We start from the raw sequence: 16,771 nt of genomic DNA, 5'->3' as shown, positions 1-16,771 counted from the left end.
AAGTTCGGTCGTCCGAACTCAGTCTAGGCACGCGCGTTCGGATCGCCGAACTCGGGTCGCGCAGCGCGGCGGGCCTAATTCCCACCGGATCGTCGCGCCGCCGCCCGGTCGATCAGGTGGCCGCACGACGATCGGGTGGGGACCAGCCGGGCCCGCCTCGCCGCGTCAGGCCGCGGCGGCCTCGACCTCGCGGCGCCACCGGCCGTCGACCCGCGCGAACCCGACGCGCTCGAGGTACGGCCCGGTGTCCCGCGCGTCCTCGGCGACGACGAGCGACCGCAGCCCGGTCCCCGCGAACGCGCCCGAGCGCCGGTAGACGAACTCACCGGGCGCGAAGTCGCGGAACCGCGGCGTGACCCAGTCGAGCTCCACCTCGCCGACCCCGCCGCCGGCGTCCCGGACCACGACGACGCCGACCGTCTCGTCCCCGCGCAGCACCAGGTAGGCCCAGCGCCCGGGGACCGCCGCGCCGGGCGGCACGTCACCCGGCGCGTCACCCGCCGCGTCACCCGGAAGGCCGAACGACGGGTAGAACCGCGCGATGTCGTCCGCGTGCACACCGAGCACGTGCCGCAGGTAGTGGTCGCCCGCACCGACCTGCACGACCTCGTACACGTCGGCGTCGTGCCGCTCCCGGGTCAGCCGCCACAGCCAGTACCCGTCGATGACGGCGATCACGCCGTTCATGGCGGCGAACGGCCAGATGCCGACGACGGTGTTGTACGCGGTGGCGATGACGGAGCCGGCGAAGTTCAGCCACCGGAACCGCAGGACACGGGCCTGCATCAGCGACACGACGACGAGGACGGACCCGACCCACCCGATGATCTCCAGGACTGGCATGGCGCGAACCGTACCGGTCGGCGGTCACCCCGGCCCGGGACCCGGTTCCGGTAGCGGCACTCCGGAAACCGGCGCCCGCCCGGAAATCCGTGGCCCGCCACCCCGGGCGGGACGACCATGGGCCGCATGACCACCTCCGCAGCCACCCGGCCGCACCTGGTCCCGCTCCCGGTGCCCGCCGCGCTCGACGCGCCCGACGCCTGGCTGCTGCACGGCCTGGTCGAGACCGCGAACGCCGCCGTGCTCGACGCGTGGGGCGACCTCGACCACGCGCGCACGCCGGGCGAGGTGCTCGCGGGGCTGCGACACCAGGAGTACGAGGAGAAGCTCCGGTTCCTCGCGCTCGACGGCCCCGTCGACGACGGACCGGCGGACCCCGGCCGGGTGCTGGGCTACGTCGCGCTCAACCTGCCGCGGCAGGACAACACCCACACCGGGCTGATGCAGCTCGACGTCCGGCCGGAGCACCGGGGACGCGGGATCGGCTCGGCGCTGCACGAGCGCGCGGTGGCGACGGCCCGGGCGCGCGGGCGCAGCATGCTCACGACGTCGACCGACCAGGCGACCGAGCCCGACGCGGCCACCGTCGCCCTGGTGCCGAGCACCGGCACCGGCAGGGTCCCCGCCGCGCACCCCGGCGTGCGGTTCCTGGCGCGCCGGGGCTGGGACCTGGAGCAGGTCACCCGGCGGTCGGTCCTGGACGTCCCGCTGCCCGCCGACCGCCTCGCCGCGCACGCCCGGGCCGCGGCGGAGGCGGCCGGCCCGGACTACCGGGTCGTGCTGTGGGAGGGCCGGTGCCCGGACGACCTGCTCGACCGGTTCGCCGTGCTGCAGACGCGGATGAGCACGGACGCCCCGGCGGGCGGGCTCGACCTGCGCGAGGACGTGTGGGACGGCGCGCGGGTGCGGGACGCCGAGCGGTCGTTCGTCGAGCGCGGGATGACCTACCGGGTCGCGGCGGCCCTGCACGAGCCGACCGGGGTGCTCGCCGCGTACACCGCGCTGCTCAGCCGGCCGGACACGGACGAGTACGTGTTCCAGGACGACACCCTGGTGCTCCGGGAGCACCGCGGGCACCGGCTCGGGATGCTGGTCAAGACGGCGAACCTGGCCCGGCTGGCCGAGGTGCAGCCGGGCGCGCGCCGGGTCGGCACCTGGAACGCCGAGGAGAACGCGCACATGCTGGCCATCAACGTCGCGCTCGGCTTCCGGCCCGCGGGCGGCTCCGGGGAGTGGCAGCTCCGGATCGGCTGACGACCCGCCGCCGAGGGCTCAGCCGCCGACGACGGCCACCGCGCCCTCCTCGGCCACGAGCCGCACCCGGTCCCCGGGCTCCGGCGCCCCGGCGCCGGCCGCGGGCAGGGCCGCCGTGACCCGCGCGTCCTCGGCCTCCAGCACCGCGACCACCTCGGCCCGGCCGCGCCGGGTCCGGCGCTCCGCGACGACGGCCGCGCGCACCGGGGCCGCCGGGGCGGGCTCGGGGTCGGCGGGCCCGAGCACCCGCCAGCCGCCGGCGGCGACCGCGAGCGTCCCGGTCTCTGCATCGGCGGCCGCGGCCGGCCCGGGCCCGGCGACGAGGAACGTCCGGTACCCCAGGAACTCCGCGACCTCGCGGGTCGCCGGCCGCCGCCACAGCGCCTCCGGCGCGTCGACCTGCAGCAGCCGCCCCGCCGACAGCACGGCGACCCGGTCCGCGACGGTCGCCGCCTCGTCCTGGTCGTGCGTCACGAACAGCGCCGTCGTGCCGGTGGCGACGAGCGCCCGTCGCAGGTCGTCGGCCAGCCGCTCGCGCAGCGACCGGTCGAGGGCGGACAGCGGCTCGTCGAGCAGCAGCAGCCGGGGCCGGGGCGCGAGCGACCGGGCGAGGGCCACCCGCTGCCGCTCGCCGCCGGACAGGGTCGTGACGGGCCGGCGGTCGTAGCCGGGCAGGCCGACCAGGTCCAGCAGCTCCGCGACCCGCGCGGCGCGGGCGTTCCGCGGCAGCCCGCGGAGCCCGTAGGCCACGTTGCCCGCCACGTCCCGGTGCGGGAACAGCTGCCCGTCCTGGAACACCAGCCCGAACCCGCGTCGGTGCACCGGCACCGCCGCCAGGTCGACGCCGTCCCAGGTCACCGCGCCGGACGCCGGCGGCTCCAGCCCGGCGACGGCGCGCAGCAGCGACGACTTGCCGCAGCCCGACGGGCCCAGCAGCGCGAGCACCTCGCCGACCGGGACGTCCAGCGTGACGCCGTCGACGGCCGTCACCGCCGGGGCGCCCCGGCCCGCGCCCGGGTAGCGCACGACCAGGTCGCGCACCGCCAGCCCGGTCCCGGCTCCCGACCCCGTCACAGCTCTCCTCCCGCCGGCCCGCGGAACCGCTCCGCGAGCGCCATCACCCCGGCCGTCAGCGCGGCGAGCACGACGCTCGCCGCGAGGGCCATCCCGTAGTTGTCCGCGCCCGGCTGCCCGATGAGCCGGAAGATCACCACCGGCAGCGTCGGCAGGTCCGGCCGGGCGAGGAACGACGTGGCGCCGAACTCGCCCAGCGACACCGCGAACGCGAACCCGACCGCGAGCCCGATCGACCGGGCCGCGAGCGCGCCGTCCACCCCGAGCAGCACCCGCCCGGATCCCGCGCCGAGGGTCCCGGCGGCCTCGCGCAGCCGCGGGTCGATCGCCCGGAGCACCGGCAGCACGGTCCGCACGACGAGGGGCACGGCGACGACGGCCTGCACGACGGGCACCAGGATCCCGCTGCTCCGCAGGTCGGTCTGGATGCCGAACGGGTGGCCGAGCGTCAGCAGCGCGCCGAACCCGACGGTCACGGCCGAGACCCCGAGCGGCAGCATGAATGCGCCGTCGAGCACGCCGACCGCACGCCGCGCCGCGCCGGCCCGGGGCCGCCGGGACACCACGAGCGCGACCAGGCAGCCGACCAGCAGCGCGAGCAGGGTCGCGTCCACGGCGATCCGCAGCGAGTTGCCCAGCGCCTCCCAGACGGTGACGGTGAGGGCGTTCCGGCCGCCGGTGGTGCCGAGCGCCCGGTAGTGGTCGAGCCCCCAGCCGTCGCCGGTGCGCAGCGAGCCGAGCAGCAGCGCGCCCAGCGGCAGCGCCAGCAGCACCAGCACCACCCCCGTCACCACCGCGGGCAGCCCGTGCGGCCGCGCCGGCCGCGCCCCGGACGCTCCCGGGGCCACGAGCGACAGCGCCCGCTCCCGCCGCGCCCGCGCCCGCCCGGCGACCGCCAGCGCGGCGACCACGACGACCACCTGCACCACGGACAGCACCGCGGCGGCGCGCAGGTCGAGGAACTGGGTGGTCTGGATCCAGATCTCGGTCTCGACCGTGCCGTACCGCATCCCGCCCAGGACGAGGACCGTCCCGAAGGCGGTCGCGCAGAACAGGAACACCAGCGACGCCGCCGAGACGATCGCGGGCGTCAGCGCCGGCAGCGTGACGGTCCAGAACGCCCGGGCCGGGGAGGCGCCGAGCGACCGGGCCGCCTGCTCGGGGCGCGGGTCGAGCCGCTGCCACAGGCTCCCGACCGTCCGCACGACCACGGCGTAGTTGAAGAACACCAGCGCGGCGACGATGGCGGTGAACGTGCCGTCGAGGTGCAGGAAGCCCAGCGGGCCGTTGTCGCGGAGCAGCGCCCGGAACGCGACGCCGACCACCACGGTCGGCAGCACGAACGGCACCGTCACGAACGCCCGCAGCGCGCCGACCCCGCGGAACCGGCACCGGTAGAGCACGTACGCGCCCGGCACGCCGAGCAGCACGGACAGCACGGTGCCGATCGCGCCCTGCGCGAGCGTCAGCCCGACGATCCGCCAGGTCCGGGGCCGGGAGAACACGTCCGCGAACCCCGACAGGTCCAGCGCGCCGTCCGGCAGGAAGCCGCGCCCGACCAGCGCCAGCACCGGCCAGGCGAAGAACGTGCCGAGGAACAGCAGCGGCACGGCGGCCGCGAGCGCCCAGGCACCGGCGCGGCCGAGGGCCCAGCCGCGCGCCGGCGCCCGCAGCGGGGGGCGACCGGGTGCGGCCGGACCCGGCGCGCCCGGGCGCGCGGGCACCCCCGGCCGGCCGGTGCCGGTCGGGGGCGTCCGCGTCGCCGTGCTCATGTCGTCAGCCGCGCCTCAGCCGACGACCAGGTCGGTCCACTCGCGGACCCAGGCGTCGCGGTTGTCCGCGATGTCGTCGAGCGGCACCTCGTACGGCGCGTCCGACAGCGGGGCCCACTGCGCCCAGTCCTCGGGCAGGTCGACGGCCGTGCTCACCGGGTACATGTACATCGAGCCCGGGATGTCGGCCTGCACCGCGTCGGACAGCAGCCAGTCGACCAGCTGCTGCGCGCCCTCGGGGTTCTGCGCGCCGGCCAGGACGCCGGCGTACTCGACCTGGCGGAAGCAGGTGTCCAGCAGCGCGCCGGTGGTCGGCTCGCCACCGCCCTCGGGCACGGTCGCGGGCGGGCTCGACGCGTAGGACAGGGCGATCGGCCGCGGGCCGCCCCCGCCGCCGCCGGAGAAGTCGGTGTAGTAGGCGTCCGACCAGCCCTCCGCGACCTTGAGCCCGTTGGCCTTCAGGTCGGTCCAGTACTGCTGCCAGCCGTCCTCGCCGAACGCCCCGACGGTCGCCAGCAGGAACGCCAGGCCCGGGCTGCTGGTCGCCGCGTTCGTCACGACCGTCAGGTCCTGGTACCGCGGGTCGGTGAGGTCCTGCAGCGTCGTCGGCTCCGCGAGGCCCTGCTCGGCGAACCAGGCGTGGTCGACGTTCAGGCAGACGTCGCCCAGGTCCACGGCCGTGAGCGAGTGCGACGCGTCGGGCGCGTACTGCTCGGCGTCGGCCGCCGCGGGTGCCTGCGACTCGTACGGCTCCAGCACGCCCTCGTCGATCGCCCGCGACGCGAAGGTGTTGTCGATGCCGAAGACGACGTCGCCGAGCGGGGCGTCCTTGGTGAGGATCAGCTGGTTGACCAGCGCGCCGCCGTCGCCGGGCGCGACCTGCTTCACGGTCAGGCCGGTGTCGGCCTCGAACTGCTCCAGCAGACCGTCGCTCACGTGGAACGAGTCGTGCGTGACCAGCGTGACGGTCCCGCCGGACCCGTCCGTGGCGGAGCCGGACGCGGCGTCCGAGCCGGAGCCCGACCCCGTCACGGAGCAGGCCGTCAGGGCCAGGACACCCGCGAGGGCGACGGCCCCGGTGGTCCGCCGGGGTGCCCGGCGGCGTGCGCGCGTGCGCGCCATGGTGGTTCCTCCTCGATGTGCACCGAGGGGGCCGCACCGCACCACCGCGCCCGCAGGGCACGACGGCGCGGGGCGACTGAGATCCCGACTCCCTACGCCGGTGCTAACCGGATCAGGTGCGAGGGTCTGCGGATTCCGTCCGCACTCTCAGCGTCGGTCGGGCCGCGGTGTCACGCACGGTCCGGGACGCTCCCCTGTCGTTCGGGGCCGACCCTACACCGCACGGCAGCGCCCCCGGCCGCCCGCGGCCTGACCTGCGGCCCCGCACGGGCGGCGCTAGCGTGGGGCGGAGCAGAGCCGTCCCGACGCAGGAGGTCCCGTGGCCGACGAAGAGACCCAGTCCACCCTCGCGAAGATCACCGGCCTGGTGGTCGCCGGCGCCGTCGCCTGGATCGCCGGCAAGGCGGTGGACGCGGCGTGGAAGGCGGCGTCCGGGCACAAGCCCCCGAAGCCGGAGGACGACGACGACCCCCGCATCGCCGAGGTCGTCGCGGCCGCCGCGGTCACCGCCGCCGCCGTGACGGTGGCCCGCGTGTTCGCGACCCGCGGCACCAAGAAGTTCGTCGAGCGGGTCGACAAGAACCGGCGGCTGCCGAAGGCCTGACGGCCGGCCGTCGACGGGCCGAGGTCCCGCCCGCCGGAACCCGGCCCGTCCTAGCCTGAGCACCCGAGTCGCCGACGAAGGTGCAGGTCAGCCGTGTCCCGAACCCCCGACCAGCCCGCCGTCGGCGCGGGCCGCTCCGTGCACACCGTGGACGACGTCCTGGCGCTGATGGACCTGCTGTTCGCCGAGCGGGCCGACCGCTGGACCGACCGCGGCGGCGCGGACTTCTGGGACCGGTTCTACGCCGACCGCGACCGCCCCGTGCCGTTCTTCCGCTGGGCGCCGGACGAGAGCCTGGCCGGGTGGGCCGCCGACGGGCGGCTCCCGCTGGGGCCCGGCACCCGGGTGCTGGAGCTCGGCTGCGGGCCCGGCCGGAACGCGCTGTGGCTCGCGCAGCAGGGCTGCACCGTCGACGCCCTCGACCTGTCCGCGACGGCGGTCGCCTGGGGCCGGGAGCGCGCCGCCGAGGCCGGGGTGGACGTGCGGTTCGCGCGCACGGACATCTTCGCGTGGCGGCCGCCCGCCGAGCCGTACGACCTGGTGTACGACTCCGGCTGCTTCCACCACCTGCCGCCGCACCGCCGGGTGTCGTACCGGGCGCTGCTGGAGCGCACGGTGCGGCCCGGCGGCCGGTTCGGGATCGCGTGCTTCGCCTCGGGCGACGCGGGGCACGACGACCGTGGCGGCACCGGGGCGGACGACGTGGACCTGTACCGGGACGGCGGCCTCGGCGGCGGGCTCGCGTACTCGGCGGACGACCTGCGCCGGGCGTTCGGCTGGCTCGAGGAGGTCGAGCTGCGCCGGATGCGGCCCGGCGGGGACGCGTTCGGCGAGGACTTCCTCTGGGCCGGGCTGTTCCGCCGCTGACCCGGGGCGGTCAGCCCCGGTCGCCCGACCCCGGCGCGTCCTCGGGCTGGGTGCCGCGCTGCGCGGCCTCGTCCTGCGCCTCGGTGAGCTCGTCGACGACCAGCAGGTCCCGGCGCACCTTGCCCGTGCGGTACCCGGCGCGGCCGACGAGGTGCGCGGCGACCGGCGCCGTGAGCATCTGGAACAGCGCGACCAGCACCAGCGCCCACACGGCCGCGCCCGAGCGCAGCCGCAGGGACAGCCCGATCAGCACCAGGATCAGCCCGAGCACCTGCGGCTTCGTGCCGGCGTGCATCCGGGACAGCAGGTCCGGGAACCGCAGGACGCCGACGCCGGCGGCGAGGGCCAGGAGCGCACCGCCGATCAGGCAGATCGAGGCCACGACGTCGGCGACCACGTCCCAGTCCCAGCTCATCGGTCGCTCCCCCCGTCGTGCGTCGCGCGGCCGGCGGCGTCCCGGTCGCCGGCCGCGTCCTCGTCGGCAAGGTCGGCCGCGTCGGCGTCGTCGTGCTCGCCCGGCCCGTGCTCGTCCACGTGCGGGTCGTCGCCGTGCTCGCGCCGGTCCTCGTCGGGCACGACCTCGCCGCGGCGCGCGTCGTCGCCGTGCGCGGCGTGCTCGGCGCGCACCTCGTCCGGGCCGGCGGCGGGGCGGGGCGCCTCGGTGGCGGCGCTCTCGGCCTCGCGGGCCCGGCGGGCGCGGCGGGCCTGCTCGGCCTCCTCCTCGGCGCGGATCCGCTCCGCCTCCTCGGCGGCGATCTCCTCGCGGGTGCGCACCCGGCCCTCGCCCGCGGGCTCCACGGACGCGAACCGCGCGATCGTCGTGGAGCCGACGAACCCGACCAGCGACAGCACCACGAGGATCGGCACCACGTCGGTGCGACGCTCGGCCGAGGCGTAGAGCGCCACGGCTGCGACGACGACGGTCACGATGATGTCGAGCGCCACCGTCCGGTCCAGCATCGACGGCCCGCGCTCGGCGCGGATCAGCGCGAGCACGCCGGCGACGGTGAGCAGCACGGCGCAGGTCAGCAGGACGGCGGTCACGCGCGCACCTCCTGGCGTCGGGACGACCGGCCGCCGGGCGCCAGGCCCGCCTCGCGGAGCTCGTCGTCGGAGGCGAACGCCCGCAGCACCCGCTCCTCCTGGTCGAGCACCGTCTGCCGGGCGCGCTCGACGCCGCCGGACTGCTCGACGTCGAGGACGTGCAGGTAGAGCATCCCGGTGAGCCGGTGCGCCTCGACGACGAGCGAGCCGGGGACGAGCGAGCACAGCTCGGCGGTCATCGTGAGGTACAGGTCGGAGTGGTTGCGGAGCTGGACGCCGATGACGGCGCCGCGCGGGGTGTGCCGCGGCCGCAGGGCGACCCAGGACACCTCGACGGACGCGTGCACCAGGTCCCAGGCGAACCGGCCCACCAGGACCAGCAGCGGCCAGGGCCGGACGGTGCCGTGGAACTCGATCGGCGTCATCCGCAGCAGCCCGGTCACGGCCACCGCGATCACGGCGCCGGCCAGGACGTTCCCGACGGACAGGTCGCCCCAGAGCAGCACCCAGACGACGACCAGCCAGACCATCGTCGGCCACTGGGCGGCCAGCTTCTTGCGGCGCGGGTGCAGGCTCACGCGTCGTCACCCCCGTGCGCCACGTCGACGGACTCCCCGGACCCGCGGCCGCCCTCGGGCAGCACGGACTGGATGTACACGGACCGGTCGGCGAGCGCCCCGGCCGCGCGCTCGGCGTAGCCGTACAGCGGGCCGGCCCCGACGGTCAGCGCGAGGCCGAGCACGACGAGCGCGGCGGCGGAGCCGACCATGCCCTTCGGCAGCGTGGCGTCGGGCAGCGGCTCGGGCGGGGTCTGCCAGAACGCCTTGTTCCACGCCTTGATCAGCGCGTAGAGCGTGAGCAGCGACGTGGCGACACCGCCGACCACCAGGGTCAGCGCGAGCCAGGACCCGTCGGCGACGCCCGCCTGCAGCAGCCCCACCTTGCCGAGGAACCCGGACAGCGGCGGGATGCCGCCCAGGTTCATCGCCGGGATGAAGAACAGGATCGCGAGCACCGGGGCCAGCTTCGCGAGGCCGCCCAGCGAGTCGAGCGACGTCGACCCGCCCCTCCGTTCGATCAGGCCCGCCACGAGGAACAGCCCGGTCTGCACGATGATGTGGTGCGCGACGTAGTAGATCGACGCGGACCAGCCGGCCTCCGACGCGAGCGCGATGCCGAACAGCATGTAGCCGATGTGGCTGACCAGCGTGAACGACAGCAGTCGTTTGAGGTCGTCCTGCGCCACCGCGCCGAGGATGCCGACCACCATCGTGGCGAGCGCCGCCCACATGAGGACGTCGTCCATCCGGCCCTCGGGGAACAGCAGGGTCTGCGTGCGGATGATCGCGTAGACGCCGACCTTGGTGAGCAGGCCGGCGAACACGGCCGTCACCGGCGCGGGCGCCGTCGGGTACGAGTCGGGCAGCCACGCGGACAGCGGGAAGATCGCGGCCTTGATGCCGAACGCGAGCAGCAGCAGCACCTGGAGCAGCAGCCGCACCCCGGGGTCGATCTCCGGCAGCCGCTCGGCGAGCTGCGCGAGGTTGACCGTGCCGGCGGCGGCGTAGGTCAGCGCGATCGCGATGAGGAACAGCAGCGAGGACAGCAGCGCCACGACCACGTAGATGCTGCCCGCGCGGATGCGCTCGCCGGTGCCGCCGAGGGTCAGCAGCACGTACGAGGCGGCGAGCAGGATCTCGAAGCCGACGTAGATGTTGAACAGGTCGCCGCTGAGGAACGCGTTCGCGACGCCCGCGGTGAGGATCAGGTACGTCGGGTGGTAGATCGAGACCGGCGCGGCCTCGTCGCCGTCGGCCTCGCCCTGGGCCAGCGAGTAGAGCTGGACGCAGAGGGTCACCGCGGCGGAGACCGTGAGCATGAGCGCCGACAGCCGGTCGGCGACCAGGTCGATGCCGACCGGGGCGGCCCAGCCGCCGATGTCGACCACCAGCGGGCCGTCGTCGGCGAGGACCAGGAGCGTCGCGGCGACGACCAGCACGATGCTGAGCGCGACCACGCTGATGATCCGCTGCAGCCGCGGCCTCCGGTACAGGGCCAGCGCGAGGCCGGCGCCGAACAGCGGGACCACGACGGGCAGCGGCACCAGCCAGGTGTACTCGGTCATCGGCTGCCCTCCCCGCGGTCGTCGGTCGGTCGGTGGTGGTCCCCGGCCGCGGCCGGCGACGGTTCGCCCTCGTCGGTCTCGTCGCGGGTCTCCGCGGCCTCCTCGTCGAGGGTGGTCGTCGACTCCTCGGTGTCGTCGTCCTCGAAGGCGCGCTCGTCGCGGGCGGCGAGCCGGGCGATGCGGCGGTCCTCGACGTCGTCCTGGACCTCGTCGTGCCGGTGCAGCTGCCAGGACCGGTAGGCCATCGCGAGCAGGAACGCCGTCATGCCGAGCGTGATGACGATGGCGGTCAGCACCATCGCCTGCGGCAGCGGGTCGGCCATCTCGCGCTCGAGCTCGAGCCCGACGATCGGCGGCCGGCCGGCGGCGCCGCCCGCGACGAGGAACAGCAGGTTCGCGCCGTTGCCGATGAGGACGACCCCGATCAGCACGCGGGACAGGCTGCGCTCCAGCAGCAGGTAGACGCCGGCCGTCACCAGGACGACGATCAGGCCGACCAGGACGAGGTTGGGGCTCATGTCGATCATCGCGCGCCCTCCGCGTCGTCGTGGCGGTGGGTGACCAGACCGGCGGCGACCGCGTCGACGCGGACCTCCTCCGCCGGCTCGGCGTCGCCGCCGACCGACTCGGGGTCGCCGTCCTGCTCGGCCTGCCGGTCGATCTCGGCGCCGAGGCTGCGCAGGATGTCGAGCACCAGGCCGACGACCACGAGGTACACGCCCACGTCGAAGAACAGCGACGTGACCAGGTGCAGGTCGCCGATCAGCGGCAGCGAGACGTCGATGATCCAGGACTGCAGCACGGTGCCGCCGAAGACCAGCGCGCCCAGGCCGACGCCCGCCGACAGGAACAGGCCGCTGCCCAGCAGCAGACCGGGCTGCACCGGGGCCGCCTCGCCGAGCTCGTACCGGCCGCCCGCCAGGTAGCGCACGATCAGCGCGATGCCCGTGACGAGGCCCGCCGCGAACCCGCCGCCCGGGGCGTTGTGCCCGGAGAACAGCAGGAAGACCGAGTACACGATCATGGTGTGGAACAGCAGCCGGACCACGACCTCGAACACCACGGACCGGCGGCGCGGGGCCAGGGTCCGGCCGGCGCGCAGCCACTCGCGCGGCTGGTAGCCGGCCCGGGCCTCGACGGGCCGGCGCAGGGCGGCCTGCGGGTCGTCCTCGCTCCCCCACACCGCGCGGTGCTCGGGGGCGTCGCCGGCGCGGAAGATCGCGCCCGACCGCTTGCGCAGGAACACGAGCGACGCGACGCCGGTCGCGGCGACCAGCAGCACCGAGATCTCGCCCATGGTGTCCCAGGCGCGGATGTCGACCAGGGTCACGTTGACGATGTTCTTGCCGCCGCCGAAGGAGTAGGCCTCCTCGGCGAAGTCCACCGACACCGGGATGTGGATGCGGGCGCCCGGAACGATCAGCGCGAGCGCGCCGACGGTCAGGCCCACCGACAGGGCGACGACGAGCCGGACCCAGCGGGACGCCACCAGCGGCCGGTCGGAGAAGTACGGGGGCAGCCGGCGCATGACCAGCACGAACACCACGAGCGTGACCGTCTCGACCAGCACCTGGGTCAGCGCGAGGTCCGGCGCGCCCTGCAGCAGGAACAGCGCCGCGATGCCGTAGCCGCAGACCCCGAGCAGGATCACGGCCTTGAGCCGGCGGCGCGCGCGGGCGACCAGCACGGCGGCGACCGCGACGAAGGCGCCGATCACGAGCTGCGCCGGGCGGTCCCAGGCGCGGGTCTCGGTCGGCAGCGAGGTGAACCGGACCAGCGGGACGCCCACCGTCACGACGAACACCACGAGGATGCCGCCCAGGTAGAACGGCAGCGAGCCACGCTGGGTGATCGCGGTGACGTCGGCCGCCACGTCGTCCAGGCGCCGCATGAACCGGCGGTACATCCGGTCGGCCTCGGGGATGTGCGGCACCGCTGCCTGCGCCGCCTCGACGGGGCGCCGGGCCAGGAACAGCAGCACGCCGACCGCGAGCACCGCGACCGTGATCGCCAGCGTCGGCGTGAAGCCGCCCCAGAGCAGCAGGTGGCCGGGCTCGCCCTCGGGGTAGAGGTCGGCCTGGGGGGCGAGCAGCTCCTCGCCGAACGACGGCACCAGCGCGACCGCGAGGCCGAGGACGGCGAGCAGCAGCGCGGGCCACACGAGCAGCAGCGAGGGCCGGCCGACGGCGGCGGGCTCCGCGCGGTCGTCCTCGGCGGGGGCGTCGAGCTCGGGGACGCTGCGCTCCTCGCGCGCGCCCGGCTCGTCCTTCGCGGCCCGCGCCTCGCGGGCGATCGACAGGGCCTTGACGGCGGCAGGCGACAGCACGGGCTTGGTGGCGAACGCGCCCCACCACAGCCGCAGGCCGTACGCGACCGTCAGGGCCGAGCCGACCGCGACCAGCACCAGCACGACCAGGTCGAGCGGGTGGCCGCCGTGGCCCAGCGCCTCGAGCGCGGCCTCCTTGGCGACGTAGCCGGCGAACGGCGGTGCGCCGATCATCGACAGCGTGGCGAGCCCGCCGGCGAGCGCGGTGATCGGCAGCGCGCGCCCGACGCCGGACAGCCGGCGCAGGTCGCGGGTGCCGGTCGCGGCGTCGACCACGCCGACCACGAGGAACAGCGCCGCCTTGAACATGGCGTGCGCGCCGACCAGGGCGAGGCCCGCGAGCGCGGTCGCCTTGGTGCCGTAGCCGACCAGCAGCACGATGAGGCCGAGCTGGCTGACGGTGCCGAACGCGAGGATCAGCTTGAGGTCGTGCTGGCGCAGCGCGCGGTATCCGCCGAGCAGCAGCGTGCCGCCGCCGAGCACCACGACCATCCAGCGCCAGGCCGACAGCTCCGCGTACGCCGGGGCGAACCGCGCGACCAGGTACACGCCGGCCTTCACCATCGCGGCGGCGTGCAGGTACGCGGACACCGGCGTCGGCGCGGCCATCGCGGCGGGCAGCCAGAAGTGCGTCGGGATCAGCGCGGCCTTGCTCATCGCGCCGACCAGCAGGCAGACCACCGCGGCGGTGACCATCGCGCCGTGCGGCGGGTCCGCGAGCGTCTCGGAGATCCGGTACGTGCCGGCGGCCTCGCCCAGCAGGATGACGCCGACGAGCATCGTCAGGCCGCCCGCGGTCGTGACGACGATGGCCTGCATCGCCGCCCGGCGGCTGGCCTTGCGCTCGTGGTAGTGCCCGATGAGCAGGTAGGAGAAGACCGTGGTCAGCTCCCAGAACACGAACAGCAGCAGGGTGTCGTCGGCCGTGACCAGGCCGAGCATGGCCCCGGCGAACGCGACCAGCACCCCGCTGAACCGCCCGAGGCCGCTCGCGCCGGCCTTGAAGTAGGCCGAGCAGTAGACCAGGACGATCGCGCCGACCCCGCCGACCAGGAGCGTCATCAGCCAGGACAGGGTGTCCAGCCGGAACGACAGCTCCATGCCGAGGCCGGGGATCCACTGCACGACCTGCGTGGGTCCGTCGCCGTCGAGCACGCGGCCGGTGAGGGAGAGCGCCCACACCGCCACCGCGGCGGGGGCGAGCGCGAGCACCCAGAACGCCCTGCGGCCGATCCACGCGACGAGCGCGGGCGCGACCAGGGCAGCGACGAGGTGCACCGCGAGGAGCTGCAGCACGTCCGCTCCGTCCTGTCGTGGGCGGGTGGTCGGTCGGTCGGTCGCGCCGACCCGGGCCCACGGTGGCCCTGGGGCGCCCGCGGCGGTTCGACGGCTGTGGTGTTGTCAGCGGGCAGGTACAGGGACGCACGGCGACGCGGCGCACGCAAGCGTGCGGAGGCCGACCGTGGTCGAGGGATTACCTGGACTCTATCAAGTGATGGCCCAGCACGACGGGGAGCACGAGGGCTGGGACCCCGCCCGGGACCTCCGGTCGCGGAGGTCCCGGTGCCGGGCTATTAGCGTGATCACGTGGACCCGCTGCGGATGACCTGCCTCGTCGTGGTGCTCGTCGCCACCGTCGTCGGGGTCGCGACGTTCGCTCTCGGCGCACGGCGGCTCACGCGCACGATCCGCGTCGGCCGCCCGGCCCCGGGCCGGCTACGCCCCGTCGGCCGGCGCACGTGGCTCGTGGTCCGCGAGATGGTCGGGCACGGCCGGTTCCAGCACACCCCCGTGGTCCGCGCCGCGCACTGGGTCGTCATGGTGTCGTTCCCGGTCCTGCTCTTCACGCTGGTCGCCGGGTACGCACAGGTCGTGGACCCGCGGTGGGCGCTGCCGCTGCTCGGGCACCTGGCGCCGTGGGAGTGGCTGACCGAGGGGATCGCCTGGCTGTCGCTCGCCGGGATCCTGGCGCTGATCGCGGTGCGGGTGCGGCGCACGCCGCGGGGGCTGCCGGCGACGCCCGCGCGGGCCGTGGCCGCCGTCGGGGCGGGCACCGGCGACGGTTCGGGGCCGGTGGCGGACCCGGGCGCGCTGCCGCAGCGGCGGTCGCGGTTCTTCGGGTCGAGCACCGCGCAGGCGGTCGTCGTCGAGGCGACCGTCCTGCTCGTCGTCGTGGCCGTGCTGCTGCTGCGCGGGCTGGAGCACGAGCTCGCGGCGCGCGACGGCTCGGCCCTCGCGAGCGCCTGGCACTTCCCCACCACCGCGTGGATCGGCGGGCTGTGGTCCGGGGCGTCGCTCTCCGCGGTCGAGACGGCCGTCGTGGTGTGCGCGTCCGTGAAGATCCTGGTGTCGATGGCCTGGTTCGTCGTCGTCGGCCTGCAGCCCACGATGGGCGTCGCCTGGCACCGGTTCCTCGCGGTGCTCAACGTCTACGCGCGCCGGTCCGTGGCGGGCGCGCCGGCGCTCGGGCCGCTGGAGCCGATCCGGGTGGGCGACCGGGACCTGGACGTGGCCGCGCTGGAGGACCTGCCGGACGACGCGCGGCTCGGCGCCCGCGCCGTCGAGGACCTGACCTGGAAGCAGCTGCTCGACATGTCGACCTGCACCGAGTGCGGGCGCTGCCAGGACCAGTGCCCCGCGTGGGCGACGGGCAAGCCGCTGTCGCCCAAGCTGGTCACGCTGGCGCTCCGGGACCACGCCGCCGCGACGGCCCCGTACCTGCGGGCCGCGCGCGCCGGGGCGCCCGAGGCGGGCGCTGGCCACGTGGACGTCGACCTGGTCGCCTCCGGCGTGATCGACGCGGACGCGCTCTGGGCGTGCACGACCTGCGGCGCCTGCGTCCAGCAGTGCCCGGTCGACATCGAGCACGTCGACACGATCGTCGACATCCGGCGGTACCAGACCCTCATGGAGTCGGCGTTCCCCGCGGAGCTGGGCGGGACTTTCACCAAGCTCGAGCGGCGCGGCAACCCGTGGGGGCTGCCCGCGCGGCAGCGGCTGGGCTGGGCGAAGGGCCTGCCGTTCGACGTGCCGGTCGTCGGCGCGGACGTGGCGACGGCCGCCGAGGTCGACTACCTGTTCTGGGTCGGCTGCGCGGGCGCGTACGAGGAGAAGGCCAAGCGGACCACCCGCGCCGTCGCCGAGCTGCTGCACACCGCCGGCGTCACGTTCGCGGTGCTCGGCGACGGCGAGGGCTGCACCGGCGACCCGGCCCGCCGCGCCGGCAACGAGGTGCTCTACCAGATGCTCGCGTCCGCGAACGTCGAGACGCTCGCCGCCGCCGAGGCGCGCGCCGTCGTCGTGACCTGCGCGCACTGCTTCAACACGCTGTCCCGGGAGTACCCGCAGCTCGGCGGCCGGTACGACGTGGTGCACCACACCGAGCTGCTGGACCGGCTCCTGGGCGAGGGCCGGCTGACGCCGGTCGCGGACGCGGACGGCTCGTCGCAGAAGGTGACCTACCACGACCCCTGCTACCTCGGCCGGCACAACGGGGTCTACGAGCCGCCGCGCGAGCTGCTCGGTGCGCTGCCCGGGGTCGAGGCCGTCGAGATGCCGCGCACCCGCGAGCGGTCGTTCTGCTGCGGCGCCGGCGGCGCACGGATGTGGCTCGAGGAGTCCATCGGCACCCGGATCGGCACGGCCCGGGCGGAGGAGGCGATCGCCACCGGCGCCGACGTCGTCGCGACCGCGTGCCCCTACTGCACGGTGATGCTGACGGACGGGGTGGCGGCGGCCGG

14 protein-coding genes and 1 riboswitch are annotated in these 16,771 nt (G+C 75.6%); of the genes, 4 read left to right on the top strand and 10 right to left on the bottom strand.

The features are described 5' to 3' along the window. Window positions 1-165: 165 nt before the first annotated feature. Window positions 166-843, bottom strand: coding sequence for a hypothetical protein (locus G6556_RS02695; RefSeq protein WP_166938390.1), 678 nt, complete (start codon window positions 841-843; stop codon window positions 166-168). A 126-nt stretch (window positions 844-969) separates the two neighbouring features. On the opposite strand from G6556_RS02695, the gene G6556_RS02690 reads away from it, so the two are divergent. Next, window positions 970-2,097: a GNAT family N-acetyltransferase gene (locus G6556_RS02690; protein WP_166938388.1), complete on the top strand. Its 1,128-nt coding sequence runs from the start codon at window positions 970-972 to the stop codon at window positions 2,095-2,097. Window positions 2,098-2,115: 18 nt separating this feature from the next. Here G6556_RS02690 and G6556_RS02685 read toward each other — a convergent pair whose 3' ends face one another. Genes G6556_RS02685 through G6556_RS02675 form a run of 3 tightly spaced genes read right to left on the bottom strand, consistent with a single transcriptional unit; the run spans window position 2,116 to window position 6,065 of the window. Continuing rightward, entirely contained in the window at window positions 2,116-3,144 is a 1,029-nt protein-coding gene (locus tag G6556_RS02685; RefSeq protein ID WP_205692935.1) for an ABC transporter ATP-binding protein, read from the bottom strand. A 23-nt stretch (window positions 3,145-3,167) separates the two neighbouring features. After that, a complete protein-coding gene (locus G6556_RS02680; protein WP_166938384.1) occupies window positions 3,168-4,943 on the bottom strand; it encodes an iron ABC transporter permease in 1,776 nt (591 codons plus the stop codon). A 15-nt stretch (window positions 4,944-4,958) separates the two neighbouring features. Then, the gene (locus G6556_RS02675) at window positions 4,959-6,065 is read right to left on the bottom strand and encodes a thiamine ABC transporter substrate-binding protein (protein ID WP_166938383.1); all 1,107 of its coding nucleotides are present in this window, start codon (window positions 6,063-6,065) and stop codon (window positions 4,959-4,961) included. Between the two features lie 72 nt (window positions 6,066-6,137). Next, window positions 6,138-6,271: riboswitch (TPP riboswitch) on the bottom strand. A gap of 113 nt (window positions 6,272-6,384) precedes the next feature. Between G6556_RS02675 and G6556_RS02670 the strand changes: the two genes are divergently transcribed. Then, the gene (locus tag G6556_RS02670) at window positions 6,385-6,669 is read left to right on the top strand and encodes a DUF4235 domain-containing protein (protein ID WP_166938381.1); all 285 of its coding nucleotides are present in this window, start codon (window positions 6,385-6,387) and stop codon (window positions 6,667-6,669) included. A 93-nt stretch (window positions 6,670-6,762) separates the two neighbouring features. Further along, on the top strand, window positions 6,763-7,536 hold the full coding sequence (locus G6556_RS02665; RefSeq protein WP_346774683.1) for a class I SAM-dependent methyltransferase: 774 nt from the start codon (window positions 6,763-6,765) through the stop codon (window positions 7,534-7,536). A 10-nt stretch (window positions 7,537-7,546) separates the two neighbouring features. On the opposite strand, the gene mnhG is transcribed toward G6556_RS02665, so the two are convergent. The 6 genes from mnhG to G6556_RS02635 are packed head-to-tail and all read right to left on the bottom strand — an operon-like array spanning window position 7,547 to window position 14,327. Next, window positions 7,547-7,951, bottom strand: a complete 405-nt coding sequence (mnhG, locus tag G6556_RS02660) for a monovalent cation/H(+) antiporter subunit G (protein ID WP_166938379.1) — start codon at window positions 7,949-7,951, stop codon at window positions 7,547-7,549. After that, the gene (locus G6556_RS19065) at window positions 7,948-8,580 is read right to left on the bottom strand and encodes a monovalent cation/H+ antiporter complex subunit F (protein WP_346774682.1); all 633 of its coding nucleotides are present in this window, start codon (window positions 8,578-8,580) and stop codon (window positions 7,948-7,950) included. Before G6556_RS19065 ends, mnhG begins: the two co-directional genes overlap by 4 nt. Further along, on the bottom strand, window positions 8,577-9,158 hold the full coding sequence (locus tag G6556_RS02650; RefSeq protein WP_166938377.1) for a Na+/H+ antiporter subunit E: 582 nt from the start codon (window positions 9,156-9,158) through the stop codon (window positions 8,577-8,579). The genes G6556_RS19065 and G6556_RS02650 overlap by 4 nt, the downstream gene beginning before the upstream one ends. Next, window positions 9,155-10,705, bottom strand: a complete 1,551-nt coding sequence (locus G6556_RS02645) for a Na+/H+ antiporter subunit D (RefSeq protein WP_166938375.1) — start codon at window positions 10,703-10,705, stop codon at window positions 9,155-9,157. The genes G6556_RS02650 and G6556_RS02645 overlap by 4 nt, the downstream gene beginning before the upstream one ends. Further along, a complete protein-coding gene (locus G6556_RS02640; protein WP_166938373.1) occupies window positions 10,702-11,232 on the bottom strand; it encodes a Na(+)/H(+) antiporter subunit C in 531 nt (176 codons plus the stop codon). The genes G6556_RS02645 and G6556_RS02640 overlap by 4 nt, the downstream gene beginning before the upstream one ends. Then, window positions 11,229-14,327, bottom strand: a complete 3,099-nt coding sequence (locus tag G6556_RS02635) for a Na+/H+ antiporter subunit A (protein WP_166938371.1) — start codon at window positions 14,325-14,327, stop codon at window positions 11,229-11,231. The genes G6556_RS02640 and G6556_RS02635 overlap by 4 nt, the downstream gene beginning before the upstream one ends. Before the next feature lie 291 nt (window positions 14,328-14,618). On the opposite strand from G6556_RS02635, the gene G6556_RS02630 reads away from it, so the two are divergent. Beyond that, a partial coding sequence (locus G6556_RS02630) for a (Fe-S)-binding protein (RefSeq protein ID WP_166938369.1) occupies window positions 14,619-16,771 on the top strand: 2,153 nt, incomplete at its 3' end.

Source organism: Cellulomonas sp. IC4_254, from assembly GCF_011603975.1.
Taxonomy (GTDB): Bacteria; Actinomycetota; Actinomycetes; order Actinomycetales; family Cellulomonadaceae; genus Cellulomonas.
This window is presented reverse-complemented; position numbering and strand designations above follow the sequence as displayed.